We start from the raw sequence: 23,686 nt of genomic DNA, 5'->3' as shown, positions 1-23,686 counted from the left end.
TTGGTTTTTAGTTAATACTGGGTATTTTGGTTAGTACTAAGTTTTAAAAACTGTCCTCAGAAAATTAGCGCAGACGAAGCTTGGAAGCGCGCTAGCAAGGAAAGTTCAGCTTACAAGAGTCGCTGCAAAACAGTTGCTTATTGTTTGCACGGTTTGTGCAATAGCGTGTTTACAGCCAATATGCATATGACAACAGACTAGGGATGGGTTTATGTCGAAATTGTCGGACGAGGATTACCGTAGTGTTCCCCTTAATGCCACTCTGGCACTCGCTGCCTTGGTTGTCATTATTGCGGGAATGAAGGTGGGCGCGGATTTGCTAGTACCGTTGCTGCTAGCGACTTTTATTTCTGTTGTGTGTACCTCGCCGGTGCAGTGGTTGCATCGCTGTGGCTTGAGCATGCGGGTCTCGGCTTTTTTAACCTTGATGGTATTGCTGGCTTTTTTATCGCTGATTGGCCTGCTGGTGGTCAATAGCTTTAGTACCTTTGTCACCGCGTTACCAGAAATTGAATCGCGGCTCTATGAGCAGTATTGGAATTTGCTTAATGCACTGTCTTCCCGTGGGCTAGCCATTGATCCCGACCAGATCAACTCGCTCTTTGAGGGCGAGGATCAGGGCTCCTGGATGCCAGGGGTGCTGAGCCAGATTGGCAATCTGTTTATGCAAAGCATCATTGTTGGGCTACTGGTCATTTTTATGCTGTTCGAGACGCTGAACTTGCGTGACAAAATTTCTCGGGCATTGGAAAATCCTGCGCCTAGCTTGGAACGTTTTAGTGAATTTAGCTTAACGCTGAAGCGCTATCTGGCTGTTAAGACCATGATCAGCCTGGCAACCGGAGTATTAGTATGGTTTTCATGCCTGATCGTGGGTGTGGAGTTCCCGCTGCTGTGGGCTGTGTTGGCTTTTGCGCTCAACTTTATACCCAATATCGGCTCTGCGTTGGCGGCGATACCTCCCGTACTCTTACTGCTGGTTTCTCAAGATGGCGGCGCCTTTCAGGCGTTGCTATTGGCTGCTGCCTATCTGGCCATTAACTTTGTGCTTGGCAACCTGATTGAGCCTCGGATAATGGGACAGGCGCTGGGGCTTTCAACGTTCGTGGCGTTTTTATCGCTAGTGGTGTGGGGGTGGATCTTTGGTGCGGCGGGGATGTTGCTGTCGGTAGTGTTGACCACGACACTGAAGATTGCTTTGGATAGTCATCCGCAAACGCGTTGGATTGCTCGGCTGCTGGGGCCAGGAAAGCGTCGCACGGAAGATGCTAATATAAGTGATGCTAGATTGCCGCCCTGGAAGCGTAGGAGCAAGTAATAAGCAGCGTAAACGTAGAAGAAAAAAACAGCCGCCCACAGGGTCGGCGGCTGTTTTAAACATCAGGCGTTTTGTTCGATGAACTGCGTCAGTTGCGATTTAGATTGCGCGCCGACCAGTGAAGCGACTTTGGTGCCGGATTTAAACAGCATAACGGTAGGTACACCGCGGACGCCTTGTTCGGCAGCAATTTCTGGTGCGTCGTCTACATTGACGCTAACGACTTTCAGGTTGTCCTGACGCTCTGTAGCCACTTCTTCAACAACCGGGGCCATGACTTTGCATGGGCCGCACCAGGGCGCCCAGAATTTCATTAGCACAGGCTGTTCAGCGTTGAGGACTTCTTGTTCAAAATTGGCGTTGGTGACATCAACATTATTAGCCATTTGATTCTCCATTTGCGTTGCTCTTACTGTTTCGTTGCCTCTAATGGAGCAACGGTCATTGCGCGGACTAGCGCTCTTTCACCGCGGCTAGTTTTCATCGCGCCTTGTGTTTACCGCGACAAGTCGTGGGCAGATGGTAGCGGGCGCGAGGGTTGCTGGCAAATTTCCTACCGGGCTAGTTATTTAAATAGCAGAAATTAAAGGGTGCCGTTAGGAAGATTTTTTTATAATATAAAAGTATTATAGATGTGTTTTTTATTCTATCCAGTGCTGCGCGGCTTGAGGTTGCCACTACAGCCCATCATACGCTGCGACTGGTCATGCATTAGGGCGTTTCAGCGCGCCTGCACAGGCCTGCATAGACAATAATCAAGGTGAGGATATGAAGCTACAGCAGCTACGCTATATCTGGGAAGTCAATCGACATAACCTGAACGTCTCAGCTACCGCACAAAATCTATTTACCTCACAACCGGGTATTTCAAAACAGATTCGTCTGTTGGAAGATGAATTGGGTGTGGAAATTTTTGCCCGCAGTGGCAAGCATTTAACCCGTGTAACGCCTGCGGGCCAATCAATTATTGAGCTGGCAGGCCAAGTGCTGCGTCTCTCCGATAATATCAAGCAAGTGGCTCAAGAGCATAGCGATGAGCGTCGCGGCAGCCTTGCCATTGCCACCACCCACACCCAGGCCCGCTATGCGTTGCCGCCCATTATCAGTGAATTTACCCTGAAATATCCTGATGTGGCGCTGCATATGCAGCAGGGGACGCCTAAGCAGATCGCGCAGATGGTCAGTGAAGGGCAGGCTGATTTTGCCATCGCCACTGAGTCGCTAGAGCTGTTTACCGACTTGGTATTGCTGCCGTGTTATCGCTGGAACCGATGTGTGCTAGTGCCCAAGGGCCACTCTTTGGCTACCCATCAAGGCCCGTTAACGCTGGAGGCGCTGGCTGAACACCCGCTGGTCACCTACGTATTTGGGTTTACCGGCCGCTCGCAGTTAGACGATGCTTTCAAGGCGAAGGGGTTAACACCTAATGTGGTACTGACGGCGGCCGATGCCGATGTTATCAAGACTTACGTTCGGCTAGGTATGGGGGTTGGCATTGTGGCCCATATGGCGGTCGATGAGGCGCTCGATGATGACTTGGTAGCGCTGGATGCTAGACACTTATTCGCCAGTTCCACGACCAAAATTGGCATTCGGCGCGGCACCTTTATGCGTGGCTATATGTATGACTTTCTTGAGCGATTTGCGCCTCATCTAACCCGCGACCGTGTAGATGAAGCACTAACGGCAGGCCCGCGCCATGAACAGTCGCTATTTGATGGCTTGGACCTGCCGGAGTATTAACTCTCAGTGTGGAGTTAATGCTGTAAATGCAGCCCGCATTCACGCTTTTCTTCCACTTTGGTAGGGTCGAAGTAGTCGAAGTTGTTGGGCAGGTTGTGCGCCTGAAGATACTGGTACATATCTTTGGCGCTCCACTGCAGCAGCGGGGCGATTTTCAATAGGCCGTCGCTGTTGCGGCTAACCGGCTGCATTTGGGCGCGCTCAGGGGTGTCTTCGGCGCGCAGTGCGGTAAACCACACGTCGGGCTGCATTTCACGCAGTGCGCGCTCAAAGGGCTCGATTTTAACTTCCTGGGTAAAGGCCGCGTGGCGCGGGTCGTCGATGCCCGGCATCGGGCCTTCCAGGGCTTCGCGGTGGGCGCGGGTACGGCGAGGCACAAAGCTGACGATATTGAGGTTGAGCTGTTTAATGACCTCGTCGGCGAATTGATAAGTTGCCTCAGTGTTGTAACCGCTGTCCATCCACACAATCGGGATATCCGGACGCACCTGACTCACCATATGCAGGATCACCGCCTCAAAGGGTCGAAAGTTGGTGGTGCAAATAGGCCGTGCGCCTTGGGCAAGTGCCCACTCAATCAAGCCTTGAGGGTTTTTGTTACCGTTGTTGGCAAATTCGTTATTGATCGCTTCAAGCGCTGAGGACATGCTGCCTCCTGTTCGGGTATAGAGTCATAGTGACTAGGCTATCAAACCCGAGGCTACTCGCCCCAATACCGTTTAGTTAGGCTTTTATATTCCTTTTTGATTTAGCAATCGTGCTGTTTATTCCAAAGCGCCAATTAAGTGGCGAATTTTATCCAGCGTCTCGGTGTACTCTTCGTCCGCTTGGGAGTCTGCTACCAAGCCCCCGCCGCCCCATACGTGCAGCCTTCCCGCCTCGGCCACCATGGTTCGAATGGCAATCGATGTATCCATACTGCCGCGTACATCCACATAGCCAAGGCTGCCGCAATAAACGCTGCGTAGGCAGGGCTCCAATTCATCAATGATTTGCATCGCGCGAATTTTAGGCGCGCCGGTAATCGACCCGCCAGGAAACGCGGCTTTGAGCAGTGCTAACGGCGTATAGCGTTCAGCCAGCGTGCCCTGCACCACGCTGACCAGGTGATGGACGTTTGGGTAACTTTCCAGCTGGCACAATTGCGGCACACGGATGGACCCCGGCTGGCAGACGCGGCCTAAATCATTGCGGAGCAGATCGACGATCATGACGTTTTCAGCGCGATCTTTAGGGCTGCTCAATAGCTGCTCAGCCAGCGCCTGGTCATCTTCAAGCGTCGCGCCACGTGGTCGGGTGCCTTTGATGGGGCGGGTTTCCACTTTATTATCACGGCACTGAATAAAACGCTCCGGTGATAGTGAGAGAACGGCCTTGTCGCCCCAGGCCATGAATCCCGAAAAGGGGGTAGGGGTCGCCTGTCGCAAGCGTAGGTAAGCCTGCCATTCGTCGCCTTGATAGTCGGCATAAAACCGCTGGGCCAGGTTGATTTGATAGCAGTCACCCGCCCGAATATAGCGCTGCACAGCGTCAAAACGAGCGGTGTATTGGGCGCGACTAAGCTCCGCCTTGAAGTCACCTTTCAGTGTAAACGAGGGGGTCGGCGCGGGCGTTTGAGTCAGCCAGTCTTCCACCTGCTCACGCCGCCCTGGTGAGGCGATTAACCACGCCTGCTGAGCCATGTGATCTAAGGTGATGCACCAGTCGTAAAGTCCTAAGCGGGCCTGGGGAAGTGAGGCCGGGCTAGCCTGAGCGCTGGGAATTGACAAGGTGTTGCGCCCTAGGTCATAGCCCCAGTAGCCAATCAACCCACCCAGAAAAGGGAGTTCACTGGGTGGGTTGGTGATATCAAGCTGATCCAGCAGCCATTGCTGAAGGCCAAACGCATCATTGGCCAAATACGCTGGCGGGCTAAGCTGGTGGGAACACACACGCGGTTTGCCATCGCCAGACACTTCCAAGGTCGCCAGCGGGTCACAGCTGATAATATCAAATCGCCCGGTGGCGGCTGGTCGGCCGCTATCGAGCAGCACCGCGCCGGGCCTGGCGCGCAGGCGAGCGAAGATTTCCAGGGGATCGGAAGAATAGGGCAGGGCCGTTATTGATAACGCCTTGATCATTAAGCAAACGCCTAGCCAGTTAAGGGCGTGCCATTTTAGAGGGGTGTAGACAATGACACCAGCGCGCCGCTTCGACGCCTTTCTCACGCTTAGCGCAGGATTGTTGACAAGCAAGTTTTATTTGCGTTTTTTGATACAACGAAAGGCGTATAAAATCAGCAAACATGGCTGGTTGACGGTTCAATTGGCACGCGCTAAAGTTTAGTAACTTTTCAATTGTCGACAATAAATCATGGTTTCTCTCGCTAATACTTTATCAAGCGCCGCTGAAAATGCGCCCGAATCGACTTCCTCCGAAGTGCGCACGCTCGCAGAGCGGGTATTTAACCAGCTCCAGGATGCCATCGTTCGCGGCGAACTCGCCCCCGGCAGTAAGATCACCGAACCGGGGCTATCTAAAACCTACGGCATTTCACGTGGGCCACTGCGCGAGGCGATGCGGCGCCTGGAAGCCCACCGACTGATTGAGCGAGTTCCCCATGTGGGCGCGCGAGTGGTTCAGCTCTCAATGAAGGAGCTTTTAGAGCTGTTTGATCTGCGTGAAGCCCTGGAGAGTATGGCTGCGCGCTTGGCGGCAGAACATATGTCACCGGAAGAGGTGCAGGGCTTGCGAGATGTGCTGGCGCTGCACGAAGGTCAGGCTGATCTGAAGCGTGGTGAAGCTTACTACCAGCGCGAAGGCGATCTTGATTTCCACTACTGCATTGTTCAGGGCAGCCACAACAATATGCTAATGAACCTGCTCTGCGACGACCTTTACTACCTTGTGCGCCTTTATCGCACCCAATTTAGTGCCAGTGGTAAGCGGCCCCAGCGCGCCTTTGTCGAGCACCATCGCATTGTGGATGCCATTGAGGCTGGCGATGCGGAGCTGGCCGAGTTGCTTATGCGCCGCCATGTTAGTGCCTCCCGCGCCAATGTGGCGGATCGCTATGCAGCGACCTTAGAACAATCAGTATCTAAATCGCAAAGCTAAAACATAACTAGAAATTAGCAATAGGAGAAACGCCCCATGTCCCAGATGACTCCCGGCGCCCGGTTTCGAGCCGCGCTTGAGGCTAACCGACCGCTGCCGATCTTAGGCACCATTAATGCTTATACAGCGCTGATGGCCGACAAAGTAGGCCATCAAGCCATCTATCTTTCAGGTGGCGGTGTTGCCAACGCCTCGTTTGGGTTGCCGGATCTGGGCATGACGACCATGAATGATGTGGTGGAAGATGCCCACCGTATCTGCGGCGCTACCGAACTGCCGCTGCTGGTGGATATCGATACCGGCTGGGGTGGCGCCTTCAATATCGCCCGCACCGTGAAAGAGATGCAGCGCGCTGGCGTGGCCGCGGTACATATGGAAGATCAGGTCGCGCAAAAGCGCTGTGGACACCGCCCCAATAAGGCGATTGTCTCTCAGCAGGAGATGGTCGACCGCATTAAAGCGGCAGCGGATGCCAAGATCGACCCAGACTTCTATTTAATTGCCCGCACCGATGCGTTTCAAAAAGAGGGCCTCGATGCGGCCATTGAGCGGGCCAACGCCTGCGTGGAAGCGGGGGCGGATGCTATTTTCGCCGAAGCGGTTCACACCTTGGATGATTACAAAGCCTTCTGTGAACGGGTCAATGCGCCCATTTTAGCCAACATCACCGAATTCGGTGCTACGCCGCTATTTACTCAAACGGAGCTTGGTGACGTTGGCTGCCGCATGGTGCTTTACCCGCTTTCGGCTTTCCGCGCTATGAACGCTGCTGCTCTGCAGGTCTATCAAAGCATCCTCGACAACGGCCACCAAAAAGACGTGGTGCCTATCATGCAAACCCGCGACGAACTCTACGATTTTCTGAACTACCACGACTTTGAGCAAAAGCTGGATGCCTTGTTTGCCGAAAAAGGCGATGACCAGTAAAGCCATCTGGTGAGAGGGGAGGTTGAAGCGAGGGTCTTTTGTCATGGATGACAAAAGTAGCGCCCAGGGATGGGTTCACAGCGCCCTCGCGGAAACCTGCTCTCGTCACCGAGACTGCCTTGCCGAAAGTTAAATGAAAAACACAATTTAAAATAAAAGCAGTAATAGGAGACACACCATGGCTGATAAACCCGTGACAGGTGCAGGACTGCGTGGCCAGAGCGCTGGTTCCACCGCGCTGTGTACGGTAGGCAAGACAGGCTCAGGCCTGACCTACCGAGGATTTGATATTAAAGAGCTGGCTGAAAAAGCCAAATTTGAAGAAGTCGCTTACCTGCTGTTAAAGGGCAAGTTGCCTAATCAGGGTGAGCTAGATCACTACATCAGCAAGTTGAAAAGCCTGCGCGGTTTGCCCGATGCATTGAAAACGGTGCTTGAGCAGATTCCCAAAGACGCCCACCCGATGGACGTAATGCGCACCGGCACTTCAATGCTGGGCAACCTAGAAACCGAGGAGAATTTTGACCAGCAGCAAGATGTTGCGGATCGGCTGCTGGCGGTGCTGCCCTCGATTATTTGTTATTGGTACCGCTTCTCCCACGACGGCGTGCGCATTGATACCGAAACTGATGATGACTCGGTAGGCGGCCATTTTCTGCATATACTGCGCGGCGAGCCCGCTTCTGAGCTGCATGCGCGGGTCATGAACGTCTCGCTGATTCTTTATGCCGAGCACGAGTTCAACGCTTCTACCTTCACTGCGCGAGTTTGCGCCTCCACGCTTTCCGATATGCACTCCTGCGTAACCGGTGCGATTGGGTCGCTGCGCGGCCCACTGCATGGCGGCGCCAACGAAGCGGCCATGGCGATGATCGAGGATTGGCAGTCGCCGGAAGAAGCAGAAAGCAAGATCATGGGCATGCTGGAGCGCAAAGATAAGATCATGGGCTTCGGGCATGCGATTTATCGCGAGTCCGACCCGCGTAACGCGATTATCAAGCACTGGTCTAAAAAGCTTTCTGATGACGTTGGCGACACGGTGCTCTATCCGGTTTCCGAGCGCGTCGAAGCGGTTATGTGGCGTGAGAAGAAGCTGTTCTGTAACGCGGATTTCTTCCATGCCAGCGCCTATCACTTTATGGATATACCCACCAAGCTGTTTACGCCGATTTTTGTCTGTTCGCGTCTGACTGGCTGGGCGGCCCACGTATTTGAACAGCGCGCCAATAACCGCATTATTCGCCCTAGCGCCGATTACACTGGCCCCGAGAAGAGTGAGTGGGTGCCAATAGAAGCGCGAGACTGACCCGCGTAATGCCCGGTGCCTTGGCAGCCGGGTTTTTTTAGCCCCTCTTCTTGTGAGTCTGCCCGCATGAATACCCAATACCGTAAACCCCTGCCTGGCACCGCGCTGGATTTTTTTGATGCTCGCGAGGCGGTGGAAGATATCCAGCCCGGTGCCTATGCGCAGCTGCCCTATACCTCTCGTGTACTGGCCGAGCAGCTGGTGCGCCGCTGCGATCCTGAACTGCTTACCGACGCGCTAAAGCAGCTGATCGAGCGTAAGAGTGATCTGGATTTTCCCTGGTACCCCGCACGCGTGGTTTGTCACGATATTCTCGGCCAGACTGCACTGGTCGACTTAGCCGGGCTGCGTGATGCCATTGCCGAGATGGGTGGTGATCCTGCCAAAGTCAATCCCGTGGTGCCGACGCAACTGATTGTCGATCATTCGCTAGCCGTAGAGCACGCTGGCTCAGAAGAGGGCGCCTTCGAGAAAAACCGCGCTATTGAAGATCGCCGCAACGATGACCGTTTCCACTTTATCAACTGGACTAAAACGGCGTTTGAGAACGTCGATGTGATTCCCCCCGGTAACGGCATCATGCACCAGATCAATCTGGAAAAAATGTCACCGGTGGTGCAGAACCGCGACGGCATCGCCTATCCGGATACCTGTGTCGGCACCGATAGCCACACGCCCATGGTTGATGCCCTTGGCGTGATTTCGGTGGGCGTGGGTGGTTTGGAAGCCGAGAGCGTCATGCTGGGCCGTGCCTCCATGATGCGCCTGCCGGATATCATCGGCGTGGAGCTAACCGGCAAGCTGCAGCCAGGGATTACCGGCACCGATATGGTGCTGGCGATTACTGAATTTTTGCGTAAAGAGCGGGTGGTCGGTGCCTACCTGGAGTTTTACGGCGAAGGCGCTGATGCGCTCACCGTGGGTGATCGTGCCACTATCTCCAATATGACCCCCGAATACGGCGCGACCGCAGCGATGTTCTACATCGACGGCCAAACCATTGATTACCTGAAAATTACCGGCCGTGAAGATGAGCAGGTGGCGCTGGTGGAAACCTATGCCAAACAAACCGGCCTGTGGGCAGACAGCTTGACTGAAGTTGAGTACGAGCGGGTACTGACCTTTGATCTCTCATCGGTACATCGCACCCTGGCGGGGCCTTCTAACCCTCATGCGCACTTGCCGACCTCGGAGCTTGCTCAGCGCGGCATTGCCGTGGGGCTTGAGGCCGCACGGGAAGAGGAAAAAGCGGGCAAGATGCCCGATGGTGCCGTTATTATCGCCGCCATCACCAGCTGCACCAATACCTCTAATCCGCGCAATATGGTGGCGGCAGGGCTGATTGCCCGTAATGCCAACCGGCTTGGGTTGCTGCGCAAACCGTGGGTGAAGTCGTCGCTGGCGCCGGGCTCGAAAACCGTCAAGATGTACCTGGAAGAAGCCGGGTTGATGGGCGAGCTGGAAAACCTCGGTTTTGGGGTGGTGGCCTACGCCTGCACTACCTGTAACGGCATGTCCGGGGCGCTGGATCCAAAAATCCAGCAAGAGATTATTGAGCGTGATCTTTATGCTACCGCCGTGCTTTCCGGCAACCGTAATTTCGACGGGCGTATACACCCCCATGCCCAGCAGGCTTTTTTAGCCTCACCACCGCTGGTGGTCGCCTACGCCATTGCGGGCACGATTCGCTTTGATATCGAAAAAGACGTCCTAGGTGTGGATCAGGCAGGAAATCCTGTCACCTTGAAGGATATCTGGCCAGCCGATGAGGAGATCGATGCGATTGTGAGAGCCTCGGTGAAGCCAGAACAGTTTCGCCAGACCTATATTCCCATGTTTGATCTGGACAAGGGCGCTCGCGCCCAAGTGAGCCCGCTGTATGACTGGCGGCCCCAGAGCACTTATATCCGTCGCCCGCCTTATTGGGAGGGCAATATGGCCAAAGAGCGCACCCTGAAAGGCATGCGGCCGCTGGCGATTCTGCCGGATAACATCACCACTGATCATCTCTCGCCCTCCAACGCCATTCAGCTCAACAGCGCGTCGGGTGAGTACTTGGCTAAAATGGGCGTGCCGGAGGAGGACTTTAATTCCTATGCGACTCACCGCGGCGACCACTTAACCGCCCAGCGCGCGACCTTCGCCAACCCTAAACTGTTTAACGAGATGGTGCGCGATGCCGACGGTAACGTAAAACAAGGCTCGCTGGCGCGAGTAGAACCCGAAGGTGAAGTGACCCGCATGTGGGAGGCGATTGAAACCTACATGGCGCGTAAGCAGCCGCTGATTATTATTGCCGGTGCGGATTACGGCCAGGGTTCCTCACGTGACTGGGCGGCCAAAGGCGTGGCGCTGGCGGGCGTGGAGGCCATCGCCGCCGAAGGCTTTGAGCGTATTCACCGCACCAACCTGATCGGGATGGGGGTGATGCCGCTGGAGTTTGAACCCGGTACCACACGTAAGACGCTTGGCCTGGACGGCACTGAAACCTTTGATGTCGAAGGCGCCGTTTCGCCAGGGGCGATGCTCACCCTGGTGATCCACCGCCAAAACGGTGACAGCGAGCGGGTCGCAGTAAAATCCCGTTTGGACACCGCCGAGGAAGTGTCGATTTACACTGCCGGAGGCGTGCTGCAGCGCTTTGCTCAGGACTTTCTTGAATCCACCGCTGCGTAGGGAGATAAGTGAATGCCTCAGATAAAAATCCCAGCGACCTATATGCGCGGCGGCACCAGTAAGGGCGTATTTTTTAAACTTAGCGATCTGCCCGAAGCGGCCCAGCAGCCGGGGCCTGCGCGGGATAAATTATTGCTAAGAGTAATTGGTAGCCCCGACCCCTACGAAAAGCAGATTGATGGTATGGGGGGGGCGACCTCAAGTACCAGCAAGACGGTGATTGTGTCTAAAAGTGAATCGGCCGAGCACGATGTGGATTACCTGTTCGGTCAGGTCTCCATCGACAAGCCCTATGTGGATTGGAGCGGCAACTGCGGGAATCTCTCCGCGGCGGTTGGCCCTTTTGCGATAGCCAATGGGCTTGTTGACCCAGCGCGCATTCCTGAAAACGGGGTGGTCGAGGTACGCATTTGGCAGCTGAATATCCAGAAAACCATCGTGTCACTGGTGCCCGTCGTCAATGGCGAAGTCCAGGAGACTGGCGATTTTGAGCTGGATGGCGTGACCTTTCCCGCCGCCGAAATTCCTGTGGCCTTTATGGATCCGGCCGACGGCGAAGGAGCGATTTTTCCCACCGGCAATCTAGTTGACGACCTTGATGTTCCCGGTGTGGGCAACCTGAAAGCCACGATGATTAATGCGGGTATCCCTACCGTGTTTATTAACGCCGCCGATATTGGCTATACCGGCGCCGAGTTGCAGGACGCCATCAATGGCGACAGCCGGACGCTTGAGATGTTTGAAACCATTCGTGCCCATGGCGCTGTGCGCATGGGGCTGATCAGTGATGTGAGCGAAGCTGGCAACCGACAGCACACGCCCAAAGTCGCCTTTGTTGGGCCTCCGGTGGATTACGTTTCATCAAGCAGTAAAAACGTACGGGCGGCGGATATCGATCTGCTGGTGCGAGCGCTTTCCATGGGCAAACTGCACCACGCCATGATGGGCACTGCCGCCGTTGCCATTGCTGCAGCAGCTGCCATCGAAGGCACCTTAGTGAACCTGGCCGCCGGTGGCGGTAAACGAAACGAGGTCACCTTCGGGCATCCTTCCGGCAGCCTGCGGGTGGGGGCTGAGGCAAACCTGGTGGAAGGGCGGTGGCATATCGAACAGGCAGTGATGAGCCGCAGCGCCCGGGTGTTGATGGAGGGATTTGTGAGAATTCCTGATGACAGCTTTTAGGAAGCCTTCCTTGGGCCATACTGAGTGGGTGATTTAACCGTAGGAGAGAGCGCTATGTCTTCCAGATCGTCTGCCACATCCGAAGCCAATGAACGGCCCGATTACGACACCGAGCTACAGGCTATTGCCGACTACGTACTCAATTATCAGGTGGAATCTCAAGAGGCATTGGAAACTGCCCGATACTGCTTAATGGATACGCTTGGCTGCGGGCTGTTGGCGCTGCGTTTCCCTGAATGTACCAAGCACTTAGGCCCGATAGTGGAGGGCACGATAGTGCCGTTTGGGGCACGAGTGCCGGGTACTGCGCTGCGCCTTGACCCGGTTAAGGCGGCGTGGGATATCGGCTGCATCATCCGCTGGTTGGATTATAACGACACCTGGCTCGCCGCTGAGTGGGGCCATCCCTCCGACAACCTTGGTGCGATACTCGCGGTTGCCGACCACCTTTCCCAGCAGCGGGTCGCTCAAGGCGATACGCCCCTTGTGATGCGCGATGTGCTCAACGCCATGATCATGGCCCATGAGATTCAGGGCGTGCTGGCGCTGGAGAATAGTTTCAATCGCGTTGGTCTTGATCACGTGGTGCTGGTGAAAGTTGCCTCCACCGCGGTGGCTGCCAAGCTGTTGGGCGCCAATCGCGAGCAGTTGCTCTCGGCGCTTTCCCACGCCTGGGTAGATGGTCAGAGTCTTCGCACCTATCGTCATGCACCCAACGCCGGTTCGCGAAAAAGCTGGGCCGCAGGGGACGCCACCTCACGAGGCGTGCGTTTAGCGGATATCGCCCTACGCGGTGAAATGGGCATTCCCAGCGCGCTGTCGGCGCCCCAGTGGGGCTTCTACGATGTGCTGTTCAGCCATGCCAACAAAGATTTGAGCCTCAAGCCGGAAGCTGACCGTCGCTTACGCTTTCAGCGGGCGTTTGGTAGCTACGTGATGGAGAATATTCTGTTTAAGATCTCCTTTCCCGCTGAGTTTCACGCTCAAACCGCCTGTGAAGCCGCCGTGACGCTTCATCCGCAGGTGAAAGACCGCTTGGCCGATATCGATAAAATCGTGCTCACCACCCACGATTCGGCTATTCGGATTATTTCCAAAACCGGCGCACTCGCCAATCCGGCAGATCGCGACCACTGCCTACAATACATGACCGCGGTGCCGCTTATCTTTGGTGCGCTTACTGCCGAGCACTATGAAGACAGCTTTCATGAGGCGCACCCGCTAATAGATGACCTGCGTAATAAGATGGTGGTAGAAGAAAACGCTGAGTATTCGGCGGATTACCATGACCCTGAGAAGCGCTCTATTGCCAATGCGGTACAGGTGTTTTTCAGCGATGGGAGTGCGACTGATAAAGTCGCAGTTCAGTACCCGGTAGGCCACCGGCGTCGTCGGGAAGAGGGGATGCCACTATTGGTTGAGAAGTTTGAGAGCAATTTAGCGACCCGCTTTCCAGCAAGTCGTTGTCAAAAAATCGCCGAGCTGTGCAGCCATCAAACAACGCTTGAAGCGATGCCGATACACAAATTTATGGATATGTGGATGATTTAAAGCGCGCTATTCACAGTGCCCGGTGCTTATAAATACCGGGCACTGTGGGGGTTAACGAACGATATGCTCGCCAAAGAGGCTATTCAAATGTCACTTGATCGCGCATGCGGTCAACGGTGGCAGGCCCAATGCCGCTGACGCGCTCAAGATCTGCAGCGCTGTCAAAGGCGCCGTTGGTTTCACGTTCTTCAATGATCGCGTCGGCTCGGCTGGGGCCGATCCCGGGTAGTTCGGCCAACAGTTCAGCGTCGGCAGTATTGACGTTAATCGGGGCTACCTCTTGTGCCAGCACGCCACTGGAAACGCCTAAGCTTATGCATAGCAGAAGTGTGGCCAACATTGCTTTAAGTCTCATATTCATCCTCAATAATCCTTTTAATAACATTGTGGTATGTTGATTGTGTGGGTGACGTTATGTAGCGATTTCTACAGTTTCACGAGCTATTGATGATCAAGTTCTTGGTGAGTAAGAAAGCGCCGCTACAGTGTTAACTTAACGTTATTAAGACAGTGTTTATGTAAGATATGTATGACAGTAGTTGTAAGTTTTTCGCTATGGATATATAGCAAATGGCTTACATACCAAGGTCTTTTGACGCGTCACTCACGGTTGCGTTGGTGAACGTTTATTCGGCGCGAAGAGTAGAAAGAGACTGATATAATGGCAAAAACATATTTGGAGTAATGCCGTGGCCACCGATTCACCAATTATTATTGCCCTTGATTACCCGTCACTAGATGCGGCGCTGTGCATGGCCGATCAGTTAGACCCTGCCCGCTGCCGCGTTAAAGTAGGCAAAGAGCTGTTTACCCGCAGCGGTCCAGCGGTACTGGAGGCGCTACATGGGCGTGGGTTTGAGGTCTTTTTAGATCTTAAATTTCATGATATTCCCAATACCGTAGCCAGCGCAGTGCAGGCAGCGGCGGAGCAGGGTGTGTGGATGGTTAATGTTCATGCCAGCGGTGGGCGGCGGATGATGGAGGCAGCTGTGCAACGTCTGGACCAACACGCCTTAACGACCCATTTAATCGCCGTCACCGTATTGACCAGCATGCAGGCCGACGATTTGGCAGAGCTGGGCATTAAGGTCTCCCTGGCCGAGCACGTCGAGCACTTAGCGTTGCTGGCGAAGCAGAGTGGCTTACACGGTGTGGTCTGTTCGGCCCAAGAGTCAGCGCAGATTAAAGCGCTGTGCGGTGAGTCGTTCTTAAAAGTGACCCCTGGTATTCGGCCAAGCTTTGCAGCCGCGAATGATCAACGACGTGTGATGAGCCCCAGCGAAGCCATGGCGGCGGGAAGTAGCCATTTGGTAATCGGTCGCCCCGTCACTCAGGCTGATGACCCGATGGTAGCGCTTAAGGCGGTTGAAGCAGAGCTAGCGCAATACTAGCTGGCGAATAAACCGCGTTTATTCGCCTTCTACCCCCATGATTGGCTTAATCGTTCCCCAATAGCGGCAGCTAGGGCACTGCCATTGCAGGGCGTCACTGGTAAAGCCGCAACGCTGGCAACGGTGATGGGAGCGATTAAGCAGCAGTGCATTGGTATGATGTTTGAGCAGTAGTAGGCGGGTATCCGGTGAGTGCTTGCCGCTAAGTTGCTGGCTTTCCATATATAGATCGATTAAGTAATCTAGCCCGCCCAAGCTGGGTGTGGCACGCAAACGATTGCCAGTCAGTTCAATGGCTTTTTCGACACCGTCACGCTGATGCACAAGTTGTCCTAGCGCAATAATGGTGCTGGTGTAAGGTGTTTGCTCCAGCAGCCGGTAGAGGTGCGCCTCAAGCCCCGCCTCATCATTATTGCGTAAATAGGCGTGCTTGAGGGCAGGCAACATGGTGGGGATATGTGCTATCTCCTGGCCCGGAATGTTGTCTAATTGTTCAATAGCGCGGGCATAGTGCCCGTTGTCCATCTCTAACTCAGCTAATAGCAAGGTGGCTCGAACGCATTTTTCATCGAGCTGTAGCGCTTTTTTAAGGTGTTTTTTGGCCAGCGCACGGCTGCCTTCATTAATTTTTTCGAGCGCGAGTTCGCATCGCCAATGGGCCGCCGGCCGCCGCATTTTGGGGTGTTGTTTAAGCAGTGGTTGAATAACGTCGAGGGCTTGCTGCCACGCTTTTTCACGCTCTAATAAATCAACCAGCAGCTGCTTGGCGGTATAGCGATGATGCTCATCACCGCTGTGATCCAGCAGGGTAGTCAGCAGCCCCTGAGCACGGTCATGGACACCCAGCGCCATAAAGTCACGGGCAAGTTCTAGCTGGATCTGTTCATTGGTATGTTTCGATAGGGCGGGACGGGCTAATAAATTTTGGTGGATGCTAACCGCTTTGTCGGCCTCGCCACGGGCGCGAAACAGTTTTCCGAGGGCAATGTGGGTATCAACCGTGTCGCTATTGACCGCGAGCACATTGATAAAGGTGTTGATCGCTTCGTCGGGCTGCTCGTCAAGCAGGTAATTCAGCCCGACGAAGTAATCGCGAGACAAGGCCTGCGAAGACGCCGCGGACGAGTGAGAGCGATGTCGGCGGCGTAGGGCTTGTCGGTAACCTAGCCCGTAACCGATGGCAATAGCGACCAACAGTAAGCCTATCAGCGCGGCATCCAGCATTTACGCCAGTTCCTTGAACTCCTGGGTGCGCAGGCTATCAAGCTCCTTACGCTGCTGCTTATTATGACGGTGGCTGCGGGCCAGCTTTGCTTTCAGCCGCACGTACACGCCTAGCATAGCGAGCATGCCTAGCAAGACGCCAAGCACTAATGTCGCTAGCAGCCAGACGGAAAGCGATACCGCTGGTAGCTCCAGCCAAATTAAGTTTAACGCAATGGTTTGCTGGTTATTGACCGCAAATAGGATGCCTACCAGCACAACTACCAGCAAAATGACGGCTAGAATCAGCCCTTTAATCCAACGCATGAGAGTTTCCTAGTCTGTTACGATCGGGGTATCGCTATTGTGTACGACTCAGGCCGCGCCGTCATCCCGCATAAGGTCTGATAGCACAATCATCGACGCTAGTAGCCAAGCGCGCGGCTCGCGTCGACCTGCTCGCGCAGCTCTTTTCCCGGTTTGAAATGCGGTACATATTTACCGTCTAAATCGACCGCATCGCCGGTTTTAGGGTTGCGCCCTACGCGGGGTTCCCGGTAATGCAGCGAAAAGCTGCCAAAACCGCGAATCTCAACACGACCGCCACTGGCCAGAGAGTGGGTCATGTCATCCAGAATAATACGCACCGCCGTTTCAACATCTTTGGCGGACAACTCCGGCTGACGCATCGCAATTTGTTCGATTAATTCAGATTTAGTCATCGGTTAGCTCCCTGCGAATATTGAAGGCCGTGACGCGCTCTCGACCTTGCTACTATCAAATTCAGCATACTGCGCAATTCAGGATAAAACAATTCAGATAAAACAAGGTTCTAGGTACTTCTTTAGCATAGGCGAAGGTGGGCGCTGGCGCGACCCTGCAGCTTAGGTATACTGGTCTTTCATTTCTTAGATCGGAGCGGCTGACGTTGAACGATGACAATTCCCCAGCAGCCATATTGCGTAAACGGCTTTACTGGCACTCCCGGCGTGGTATGTGGGAGCTAGATTTACTGCTAATTCCGTTCCTTGAACAGCGATTTGATCAGCTTAGTGAGTCAGATCAGCTGGCTTATGAGGAGTTAATTAAAGGTGAGGATCAGGACCTTTTTGTCTGGCTGATGCACCGTGAGTGGCCCGAGGAGCCTAGCCAGCGGCGAATCGTACAAATGATTGTTGAGCATGCTGAAAGCACCGATAATTCTGCCTATCGTACCCTCTAAGTATTGGTTATTAGGGCAATGTTGCTTGTTGGTGGGAATAGCAGCGCTAAGCTACTGGGTGGGAGGAGGGCTAGCACTCATCCTAGCCGTCGTGGTTGGAAGTGGCATTGCCTGTCGCGCTTATGCCCGCGAACCAAAAGGTGTGCTTTATTTGACGGCGACGGCGCCGCCATTTCATGGCCGCTGGCTGCTGGGCGATCAGCTGGAGAAAAGCGATCCTGAGCTCAATAAGGTGTTGAGCGAAGAGCAGCAAGTTCGCTGTGATTATTTAGGCCCCTGGCTAATCGGGCTTTATGTGGGTAAGCAGCGGGTTTGGCTGTGGCCGGACAGCGCCCCAGCGGAAAGTTTACGAGAAGTGCGGCGGCTTTTTCATCACCCAGGACGCTAGCCCCGTTGTTGGGCTAATTCTTTTATCGAAAGCGACGAGGCGACGGCGACAGGCTTCTGCTGGTCCCAATCAGTAGTGTAATGCAGCCCGCGCGATTCATGGCGCTGCTGAGCGGCGAGCACCGTCAATATGGCTAACTGTAATGCTTGGTGTAAGCGTTTGCCTTGCGGGCTTTTCAAGGCATCCTCTAGCGCTTCCACGTTGCTTATAAGCCCTTTTAATTGCGTCAGGGCGCTGCTTAACCTGACATCATTGCGCACAATGGAGACGTGCTGGCTCATGGTAGCCCGCATGTGCTGTCGTATATCGCTGAGGGCCGCGTTGGGTAAGGCAGCGGCTGCTGCTTGCTCCGGGGGCTGAAACTCGCGATGTTGGGCCGTGTGGTGGGCCTGTTTTAGCAATGCTTGAGCACAGCTACGTGCAAACACCAGACACTCTAGCAATGAATTACTGGCCATCCGGTTAGCGCCGTGTAGGCCTGTGCAAGCGGTTTCACCGATGGCGTAGAGGTTCGCCACATCGGTGGCCCCTTGTAGGTCGGTCGCCACGCCACCGCAGCTATAGTGGGCAGCAGGTACCACGGGGATAGCCTGCTGGGTAATATCAATGCCCCGAGAGGCGCAATGCGCAAAAATAGTAGGGAAATGATGGCGAATCGCCTGGTCGCCTAAATGACGAATATCTAGCCAGACATGCCCTTGTGTGCCGCGCTGTATCTCCGCATCAATGGCACGGGCGACGACATCCCTGGAGGCTAGCTCGGCGCGTTTATCCAGCGCCAGCATAAAACGCTCTCCCGCTTCATTGAGCAGGTGCCCACCTTCACCGCGGACGGCCTCACTAATCAGAAACGCTGGACCTTCAGGGTCAAACAGGCAGGTGGGGTGAAATTGCTGAAACTCTAGGTTCATTAACCGAGCGCCCAGCTCTGCGGCCATCATCATGCCTTCGCCGCTGCTAGGGGAGGGCGTTGTGGTGTGGCGATAAAGGCCGCTAGCGCCGCCTGTCGCCAATACAGTATAGCGCGCAGTAAGTGATTGCCACTGATGATGAGTATCGCTGCCATAAGCGCCGCAGCAGGCGCCTTGGGAATCTTGTAGCAGGCCAACCACGGTAAGGTCGCTGCGCTGGGTGATATTGCCGTGCTGGGTGACTTTGTTTAACAGCGTGTCTACCACGGCGCGACCGGTAGCGTCGTCGGCGTGGATGATACGGCGGGCATTGTGGCCGCCTTCACGGGTTAAGTGGTAAGGGTAGCGGGCGACAGGGTCAGGGTCGGGTGTGAAGGGAACGCCGTTATCAATTAGCCACTGAATGGCAGCGGGGCCATGGGTAACGGTAAAGCGAACGGCCGACTCGTCGCACAGGCCGTCGCCGGCAATCAAGGTGTCGTTGATATGTGCGTCGAGGTCATCATCCGGCGAGAGAACTGCCGCGATGCCGCCTTGTGCCCATCGACTGGCGCCTTGATCATCTTCGGCGGGGCGAATCAAGGTCACTGACAGCTGGTCGGCTATTTCTAAGGCAAGGGTTAATCCAGCGACGCCGCCGCCAATGATAACGACATCGGATGTTGGCGTGCTCATAATGCCTACTCCTTATTTAAGGCAGGCATCATAGCGTGGCAATTAACGATTAGCGATATTTTGACACGAAAAGAGCGCATGAAAATGCACTAAAAATGGCTATTTGAAAGCTATTTGAAAAAAGGTGAGGGGTAAAGCAGGACGAGGGGTAAAGCAGGACACAGCTGAGCCGTGGAAAAACTTGAAATGGTGCCCGGAGCCGGACTTGAACCGGCACGGGGTTGCCCCCGAGAGATTTTAAGTCTCTTGCGTCTACCGATTTCGCCATCCGGGCAATACATTACATACAAAGATATCGCAATGCTGTTTAGACTTGCTTCAAACACCACTGCTACACAAAGATGGAGGCTGGAGTCGGAATCGAACCGGCGTACACGGAGTTGCAGTCCGCTGCATAACCACTCTGCCATCCAGCCTCAAAAGTCGTTGGAGCGGGAAAGGAGATTCGATCGGACTGGCGCACCAGATCACGACCCTAGCCTTCAATACCACACATCCAAGATGGAGCGGGAAAGGAGATTCGAACTCCCGACCCTCGCCTTGGCAAGGCGATGCTCTACCACTGAGCTATTCCCGCTCGACTCGAGGGCGAATTATACGGATCGCTGCCAACTTGTCAATCAATCAATGGGGCTCGCCTTGCGAATTTATATCAGCAGCTTACATAGAGCGGCTAAGATGTGGCCAAGCAGCTTTCAGGTACTGAATCATCGACCACAGCGTTAGCAATGCGGCCGCATACAGAACCACGACGCCAAGAATCGCAAGTTCATGCATCGGGGGGATCGCTAGTAATATGAGCAGTGACACCATTTGCAGCGTTGTTTTCAGTTTGCCTACCCATGAAACAGCCACCATCCCGCGCTTGCCCATTTCTGCCATCCATTCACGTAGCGCCGAAATGACAATTTCACGGCCAATAATTACCAGGGCGGGCAGGGTAAGCACAAGTGTTTCATAGCGCTCGATCAACAGCGCGAGTGCCACAACAACCATCAGCTTGTCGGCCACCGGGTCCAGAAAAGCGCCAAATGGAGTGGATTGATTCCAGCGGCGGGCTAAATAGCCATCCAGCCAGTCGGTAATCGACGCGAGGGCAAATAAGCCAGCCGCGATAGGCATGCTCCAGCTGAAAGGCAGATAAAATAGCACTACCAGCAGCGGAATAAAGGCGATTCTAGCCAATGTCAGTATGTTGGGTATATTCATCGCAGGAAGCGATCCTTGCAGGAAAATCATAGGATTCGAAGTGTCTGGTGCCATTCTATCCCCCTTGGGCGGCGGCATCCATGCCAAGGGGACGTTTATCCATTGAGTGCCCGATAAATGCTTTCGGCTAACGATGCATTAATGCCTGGTACGCGTGCTAGCTCATCGCGGCTGGCCTTTTGTACTCCCTGCAGCCCACCAAAAAAGCGTAGTAACTCACGCCGACGTTTGGGGCCGATGCCGGGTATATCTTGTAGAGTTGACGTGCGTCGCGCTTTGTCACGCTGGGCACGGTGACCGGCAATAGCGAAGCGGTGCGACTCATCACGAATATGCTGAATTAGGTGCAGTGCGGGCGATGCCGGGTCCAGGTCAAGCGGGTTATCGGCCGTTTCCACATAAAGGCTTTCAAGTCCGGCTTTACGCGTGGTGCCTTTGGCCACGCCTAATAACATAATGTTAGTGATGGCGAGTGTTTTGAATACCTCGCGGGCCATATTGAGCTGCCCTTTGCCGCCATCCACGATCAGAATATCGGGAGCAACCGCTTCACCGCTTTTCACACGTTTGAGGCGACGTGTGAGCGCTTGCTGCATGGCGGCATAATCATCGCCAGCGGCAACTCCCTCAATGCGGAAATGCCGGTAGTCGCTTTTACGCGGCCCCTGGTGATCAAACACCACGCAGGAGGCAACGGTGGCTTCGCCGTGGCTATGGCTAATATCAAAGCACTCAAGGCGCTGCGGCGTCTCGTCTAGCCCCAACGCTTTTTGAAGCGCGGTAAAACGCTGGGTAAGTTGCGTTTGATTGGCCAGTTGCGAAGCCAGTTGCTGCTCTGCATTGGTGATCGCAAGCTGTTGCCACTGAGCACGATGACCACGCACCTGGCTTGTCACACGAATACGCTTGCCCGCCTGCTGGGTCAGCGCTTCGGCGATAAGCTCGCTGTCGTCTAACGGGTGGCTGGTAATAACTTCGCTGGGTACGTTATGTGGCTGGCCGAAGTAGTACTGGCTAACCACCTCCGTGAGCAGCGTTTCGAGCGGTAAGTCTAAATCGTTTTTCGGGGTGTGGTGGCGTGCGCCCAGCAGCCTGCCATCGCGAACGCTTAATACTGAAACACCCAACGCACCGGGGCGCTGGGCAAGGGCAAAAATGTCGGCGTCACCGCCACCGGTATCAACAAACTGGCGCTGTTGTAGCTGACGCAATTGCTGAACTTGGTCGCGAAGGCGGGCGGCTTCCTCAAAATTGAGCGCTTGGCTGGCCGCTTCCATCGCCGCCATCAGCTCTTGGGTCACATTTTCACTTTTGCCTTCTAGGCACATCACTGCGTGTTCAACATCGCGCCGATAATCTTCGGCAGATATGTAGTCGACGCAGGGAGCGCTGCAGCGCTGTATCTGGTACTGCAAACAGGGGCGTGAGCGGTGTGCAAAGACGCTATCTTCACAGTTTCGGATACGAAATATTTTTTGCATCAGCGCAAGGCTTTCCCTTACCGCGCCGCTGCTGGGATAGGGGCCTAAATAGCGGCCGTCGTCGCTACGCTGGCGGGCACGCTTGTACTCGAGCGCCGGGTAGGGGTGGCGGTCGGTGACAAACACAAAAGGGTAGGACTTATCGTCGCGCAGCAAAATATTGTAGGGCGGACGCAGCTGTTTAATCAGGGTTTGTTCGAGTAACAGGGCTTCGGTTTCGGTGCGCGTGACGGTTACTTGGACGTCGGCGATGCGCGACACCATTGCCTGGGTTTTGGTGTTCAGCTGACCGCGAAAATAGCTGGAAAGGCGTGCTTTTAAACGCTTGGCTTTGCCTACGTAGAGCGTGTTGCTGTGTTCATCAAGCATGCGGTAAACCCCTGGCGAGGTGCTTACTGAGCTTAAGAACTGTTTTGAATCAAAGGTCATAGCAGCGTGTCAGTGCCCGGTAACAGCAGGTGAAGAAGGAGGTTAAATTTGGCTTGCATCAAACCCCTCGACTAGCCCATGGCGGAGCGCTAAATGGGTTAGCTCAACGTCAGTGGCTACCGCTAGTTTATCAAAGAGTCGGTAGCGGTAGGTATTTACCGTTTTGGGACTTAAGTGTAAGCGATCAGAGATATCTTGTACGCGCTGGCAGTTGACGATCATCAGGGCAATCTGTAGCTCGCGGTGTGAGAGGTGGCTAAACGGATTATCTTCATTGGTAAAGTGTGACAGAGCTAAGCGTTGGGCGATTTCCTGACTTACGTGGCGGCGGCCGTGGAACACCTGCCGGATGGCGTCGGTCATTTCGACTGCATCTGCGCCTTTGCTTAAAAAGCCCGCAGCACCGGCTTCCAGCATGCGGCGTAATACACTGTCTTCCATGTGCGCGGTTAGGATTAAGACTTTAACGTCTTTCAAGCTGCGATGAATGCGACGGGTGGCTTCCAGCCCACCGATGCCTGGCATGCGTATATCCATTAATACAATGTCGGGTTTTAATTGGCGACACTGCGTGACCGCACTTTCGCCGTCGTCGACCTCGCCGATAACTTTAATGTCACCCTCTTCATTAAGCAGGTGCGCAATGCTGGTTCTTACGAGGTGATGATCATCGGCTATAAGTACACTGATCAAGGGGCAGGCTCCTGCATGGGAACATCATAGGCTCAGGCGTTAGCCTTGTGCGCTACATATCTTATTAACGGATATCTTATAAACTAAATACAGAGTGCCACAGCAAGCGGCAAAGGAGAATTAGTTAACCCTTTGCTTTGCAAAACTTGACCGCGGTAAGTGTTCATCGTAGTATCCGCCTCGCTGCTTAAAGAGCAGTACGTGGGGCCTTAGCTCAGCTGGGAGAGCGCAACACTGGCAGTGTTGAGGTCAGCGGTTCGATCCCGCTAGGCTCCACCATCGTTT

The 23,686-nt window shown here is 54.4% G+C and carries 22 protein-coding genes and 4 tRNA genes; 12 read left to right on the top strand and 14 right to left on the bottom strand.

Going from position 1 to position 23,686, the window contains the following annotated elements; all coding sequences use genetic code 11:
- Positions 1-211: 211 nt before the first annotated feature.
- Positions 212-1,318 carry an AI-2E family transporter gene (locus tag RZA33_RS13210; RefSeq protein ID WP_317508180.1) on the top strand — a complete coding sequence of 369 codons (1,107 nt, stop codon included), beginning with the start codon at positions 212-214 and terminating at the stop codon, positions 1,316-1,318.
- Positions 1,319-1,380: 62 nt separating this feature from the next.
- Here the strand turns inward: RZA33_RS13210 and trxA are convergent, their stop codons facing one another.
- The gene (gene trxA, locus RZA33_RS13205) at positions 1,381-1,704 is read right to left on the bottom strand and encodes a thioredoxin (protein WP_317508179.1); all 324 of its coding nucleotides are present in this window, start codon (positions 1,702-1,704) and stop codon (positions 1,381-1,383) included.
- 382 nt (positions 1,705-2,086) lie between these two features.
- On the opposite strand from trxA, the gene cysB reads away from it, so the two are divergent.
- Positions 2,087-3,061, top strand: a complete 975-nt coding sequence (cysB, locus tag RZA33_RS13200) for an HTH-type transcriptional regulator CysB (protein WP_317508178.1) — start codon at positions 2,087-2,089, stop codon at positions 3,059-3,061.
- Between the two features lie 14 nt (positions 3,062-3,075).
- On the opposite strand, the gene RZA33_RS13195 is transcribed toward cysB, so the two are convergent.
- Positions 3,076-3,708, bottom strand: coding sequence for a phosphoadenosine phosphosulfate reductase family protein (locus RZA33_RS13195; protein WP_317508177.1), 633 nt, complete (start codon positions 3,706-3,708; stop codon positions 3,076-3,078).
- A 117-nt stretch (positions 3,709-3,825) separates the two neighbouring features.
- A complete protein-coding gene (gene pabB, locus RZA33_RS13190; RefSeq protein ID WP_317508176.1) occupies positions 3,826-5,181 on the bottom strand; it encodes an aminodeoxychorismate synthase component I in 1,356 nt (451 codons plus the stop codon).
- 232 nt (positions 5,182-5,413) lie between these two features.
- On the opposite strand from pabB, the gene RZA33_RS13185 reads away from it, so the two are divergent.
- The 6 genes from RZA33_RS13185 to prpD all read left to right on the top strand — a co-directional run bounded on the left by RZA33_RS13185 (position 5,414) and on the right by prpD (position 13,799).
- On the top strand, positions 5,414-6,157 hold the full coding sequence (locus tag RZA33_RS13185; protein ID WP_317508175.1) for a GntR family transcriptional regulator: 744 nt from the start codon (positions 5,414-5,416) through the stop codon (positions 6,155-6,157).
- Positions 6,158-6,193: 36 nt separating this feature from the next.
- Entirely contained in the window at positions 6,194-7,084 is an 891-nt protein-coding gene (gene prpB / locus RZA33_RS13180) for a methylisocitrate lyase (RefSeq protein ID WP_133732757.1), read from the top strand.
- 178 nt (positions 7,085-7,262) lie between these two features.
- Positions 7,263-8,390 carry a 2-methylcitrate synthase gene (gene prpC, locus RZA33_RS13175; protein WP_317508174.1) on the top strand — a complete coding sequence of 376 codons (1,128 nt, stop codon included), beginning with the start codon at positions 7,263-7,265 and terminating at the stop codon, positions 8,388-8,390.
- 66 nt (positions 8,391-8,456) lie between these two features.
- The gene (gene acnD / locus RZA33_RS13170; protein WP_317508173.1) at positions 8,457-11,066 is read left to right on the top strand and encodes a Fe/S-dependent 2-methylisocitrate dehydratase AcnD; all 2,610 of its coding nucleotides are present in this window, start codon (positions 8,457-8,459) and stop codon (positions 11,064-11,066) included.
- 12 nt (positions 11,067-11,078) lie between these two features.
- Entirely contained in the window at positions 11,079-12,248 is a 1,170-nt protein-coding gene (prpF, locus tag RZA33_RS13165; protein ID WP_317508172.1) for a 2-methylaconitate cis-trans isomerase PrpF, read from the top strand.
- Positions 12,249-12,302: 54 nt separating this feature from the next.
- Positions 12,303-13,799: a 2-methylcitrate dehydratase gene (gene prpD / locus RZA33_RS13160; RefSeq protein ID WP_317508171.1), complete on the top strand. Its 1,497-nt coding sequence runs from the start codon at positions 12,303-12,305 to the stop codon at positions 13,797-13,799.
- Positions 13,800-13,878: 79 nt separating this feature from the next.
- On the opposite strand, the gene RZA33_RS13155 is transcribed toward prpD, so the two are convergent.
- Positions 13,879-14,160 carry a ComEA family DNA-binding protein gene (locus RZA33_RS13155; protein ID WP_317508170.1) on the bottom strand — a complete coding sequence of 94 codons (282 nt, stop codon included), beginning with the start codon at positions 14,158-14,160 and terminating at the stop codon, positions 13,879-13,881.
- 328 nt (positions 14,161-14,488) lie between these two features.
- Here RZA33_RS13155 and pyrF point away from each other — a divergent pair, with 328 nt between their 5' ends.
- Positions 14,489-15,190, top strand: a complete 702-nt coding sequence (gene pyrF / locus RZA33_RS13150; protein WP_317508169.1) for an orotidine-5'-phosphate decarboxylase — start codon at positions 14,489-14,491, stop codon at positions 15,188-15,190.
- An 18-nt stretch (positions 15,191-15,208) separates the two neighbouring features.
- Here the strand turns inward: pyrF and lapB are convergent, their stop codons facing one another.
- From lapB to RZA33_RS13135, 3 genes are all read right to left on the bottom strand, one after another.
- Complete coding sequence (gene lapB / locus RZA33_RS13145; protein ID WP_317508168.1) at positions 15,209-16,414, bottom strand: lipopolysaccharide assembly protein LapB; 1,206 nt, start codon at positions 16,412-16,414, stop codon at positions 15,209-15,211.
- A complete protein-coding gene (locus RZA33_RS13140) occupies positions 16,415-16,720 on the bottom strand; it encodes a lipopolysaccharide assembly protein LapA domain-containing protein (protein ID WP_317508167.1) in 306 nt (101 codons plus the stop codon).
- A 98-nt stretch (positions 16,721-16,818) separates the two neighbouring features.
- A complete protein-coding gene (locus RZA33_RS13135; protein WP_317508166.1) occupies positions 16,819-17,115 on the bottom strand; it encodes an integration host factor subunit beta in 297 nt (98 codons plus the stop codon).
- 206 nt (positions 17,116-17,321) lie between these two features.
- On the opposite strand from RZA33_RS13135, the gene RZA33_RS13130 reads away from it, so the two are divergent.
- Together RZA33_RS13130 and RZA33_RS13125 are read left to right on the top strand one after the other, a co-directional pair.
- Positions 17,322-17,615, top strand: a complete 294-nt coding sequence (locus RZA33_RS13130; RefSeq protein WP_146875728.1) for a succinate dehydrogenase assembly factor 2 — start codon at positions 17,322-17,324, stop codon at positions 17,613-17,615.
- Positions 17,575-18,003 (top strand): hypothetical protein, encoded by a 429-nt coding sequence (locus RZA33_RS13125; protein WP_322976213.1) that lies wholly within the window; start codon positions 17,575-17,577, stop codon positions 18,001-18,003. Before RZA33_RS13130 ends, RZA33_RS13125 begins: the two co-directional genes overlap by 41 nt.
- On the opposite strand, the gene nadB is transcribed toward RZA33_RS13125, so the two are convergent.
- The 7 genes from nadB to uvrY form a co-directional block, all read right to left on the bottom strand.
- Complete coding sequence (gene nadB, locus RZA33_RS13120) at positions 18,000-19,589, bottom strand: L-aspartate oxidase (protein WP_317508165.1); 1,590 nt, start codon at positions 19,587-19,589, stop codon at positions 18,000-18,002. The two genes, RZA33_RS13125 and nadB, sit on opposite strands and share 4 nt — an antisense overlap.
- Before the next feature lie 187 nt (positions 19,590-19,776).
- Positions 19,777-19,863, bottom strand: a tRNA-Leu gene (locus RZA33_RS13115).
- A gap of 68 nt (positions 19,864-19,931) precedes the next feature.
- A tRNA-Cys gene (locus RZA33_RS13110) sits at positions 19,932-20,005 on the bottom strand.
- Positions 20,006-20,091: 86 nt separating this feature from the next.
- Positions 20,092-20,166, bottom strand: a tRNA-Gly gene (locus RZA33_RS13105).
- An 83-nt stretch (positions 20,167-20,249) separates the two neighbouring features.
- Positions 20,250-20,798 (bottom strand): CDP-diacylglycerol--glycerol-3-phosphate 3-phosphatidyltransferase, encoded by a 549-nt coding sequence (gene pgsA, locus RZA33_RS13100; protein ID WP_317508164.1) that lies wholly within the window; start codon positions 20,796-20,798, stop codon positions 20,250-20,252.
- Between the two features lie 95 nt (positions 20,799-20,893).
- Positions 20,894-22,708 (bottom strand): excinuclease ABC subunit UvrC, encoded by a 1,815-nt coding sequence (uvrC, locus tag RZA33_RS13095; protein ID WP_317508163.1) that lies wholly within the window; start codon positions 22,706-22,708, stop codon positions 20,894-20,896.
- 42 nt (positions 22,709-22,750) lie between these two features.
- Positions 22,751-23,401, bottom strand: a complete 651-nt coding sequence (uvrY, locus tag RZA33_RS13090; protein WP_317508162.1) for a UvrY/SirA/GacA family response regulator transcription factor — start codon at positions 23,399-23,401, stop codon at positions 22,751-22,753.
- Between the two features lie 203 nt (positions 23,402-23,604).
- On the opposite strand from uvrY, the gene RZA33_RS13085 reads away from it, so the two are divergent.
- A tRNA-Ala gene (locus RZA33_RS13085) sits at positions 23,605-23,680 on the top strand.
- Positions 23,681-23,686: the final 6 nt, after the last annotated feature.

The sequence above is a fragment of the Halovibrio sp. HP20-59 genome, from assembly GCF_033052795.2.
GTDB lineage: Bacteria > Pseudomonadota > Gammaproteobacteria > Pseudomonadales > Halomonadaceae > Vreelandella.
Note: the sequence above shows the minus strand (reverse complement) of the source record. Positions and strands in the feature narration are given on the sequence as shown.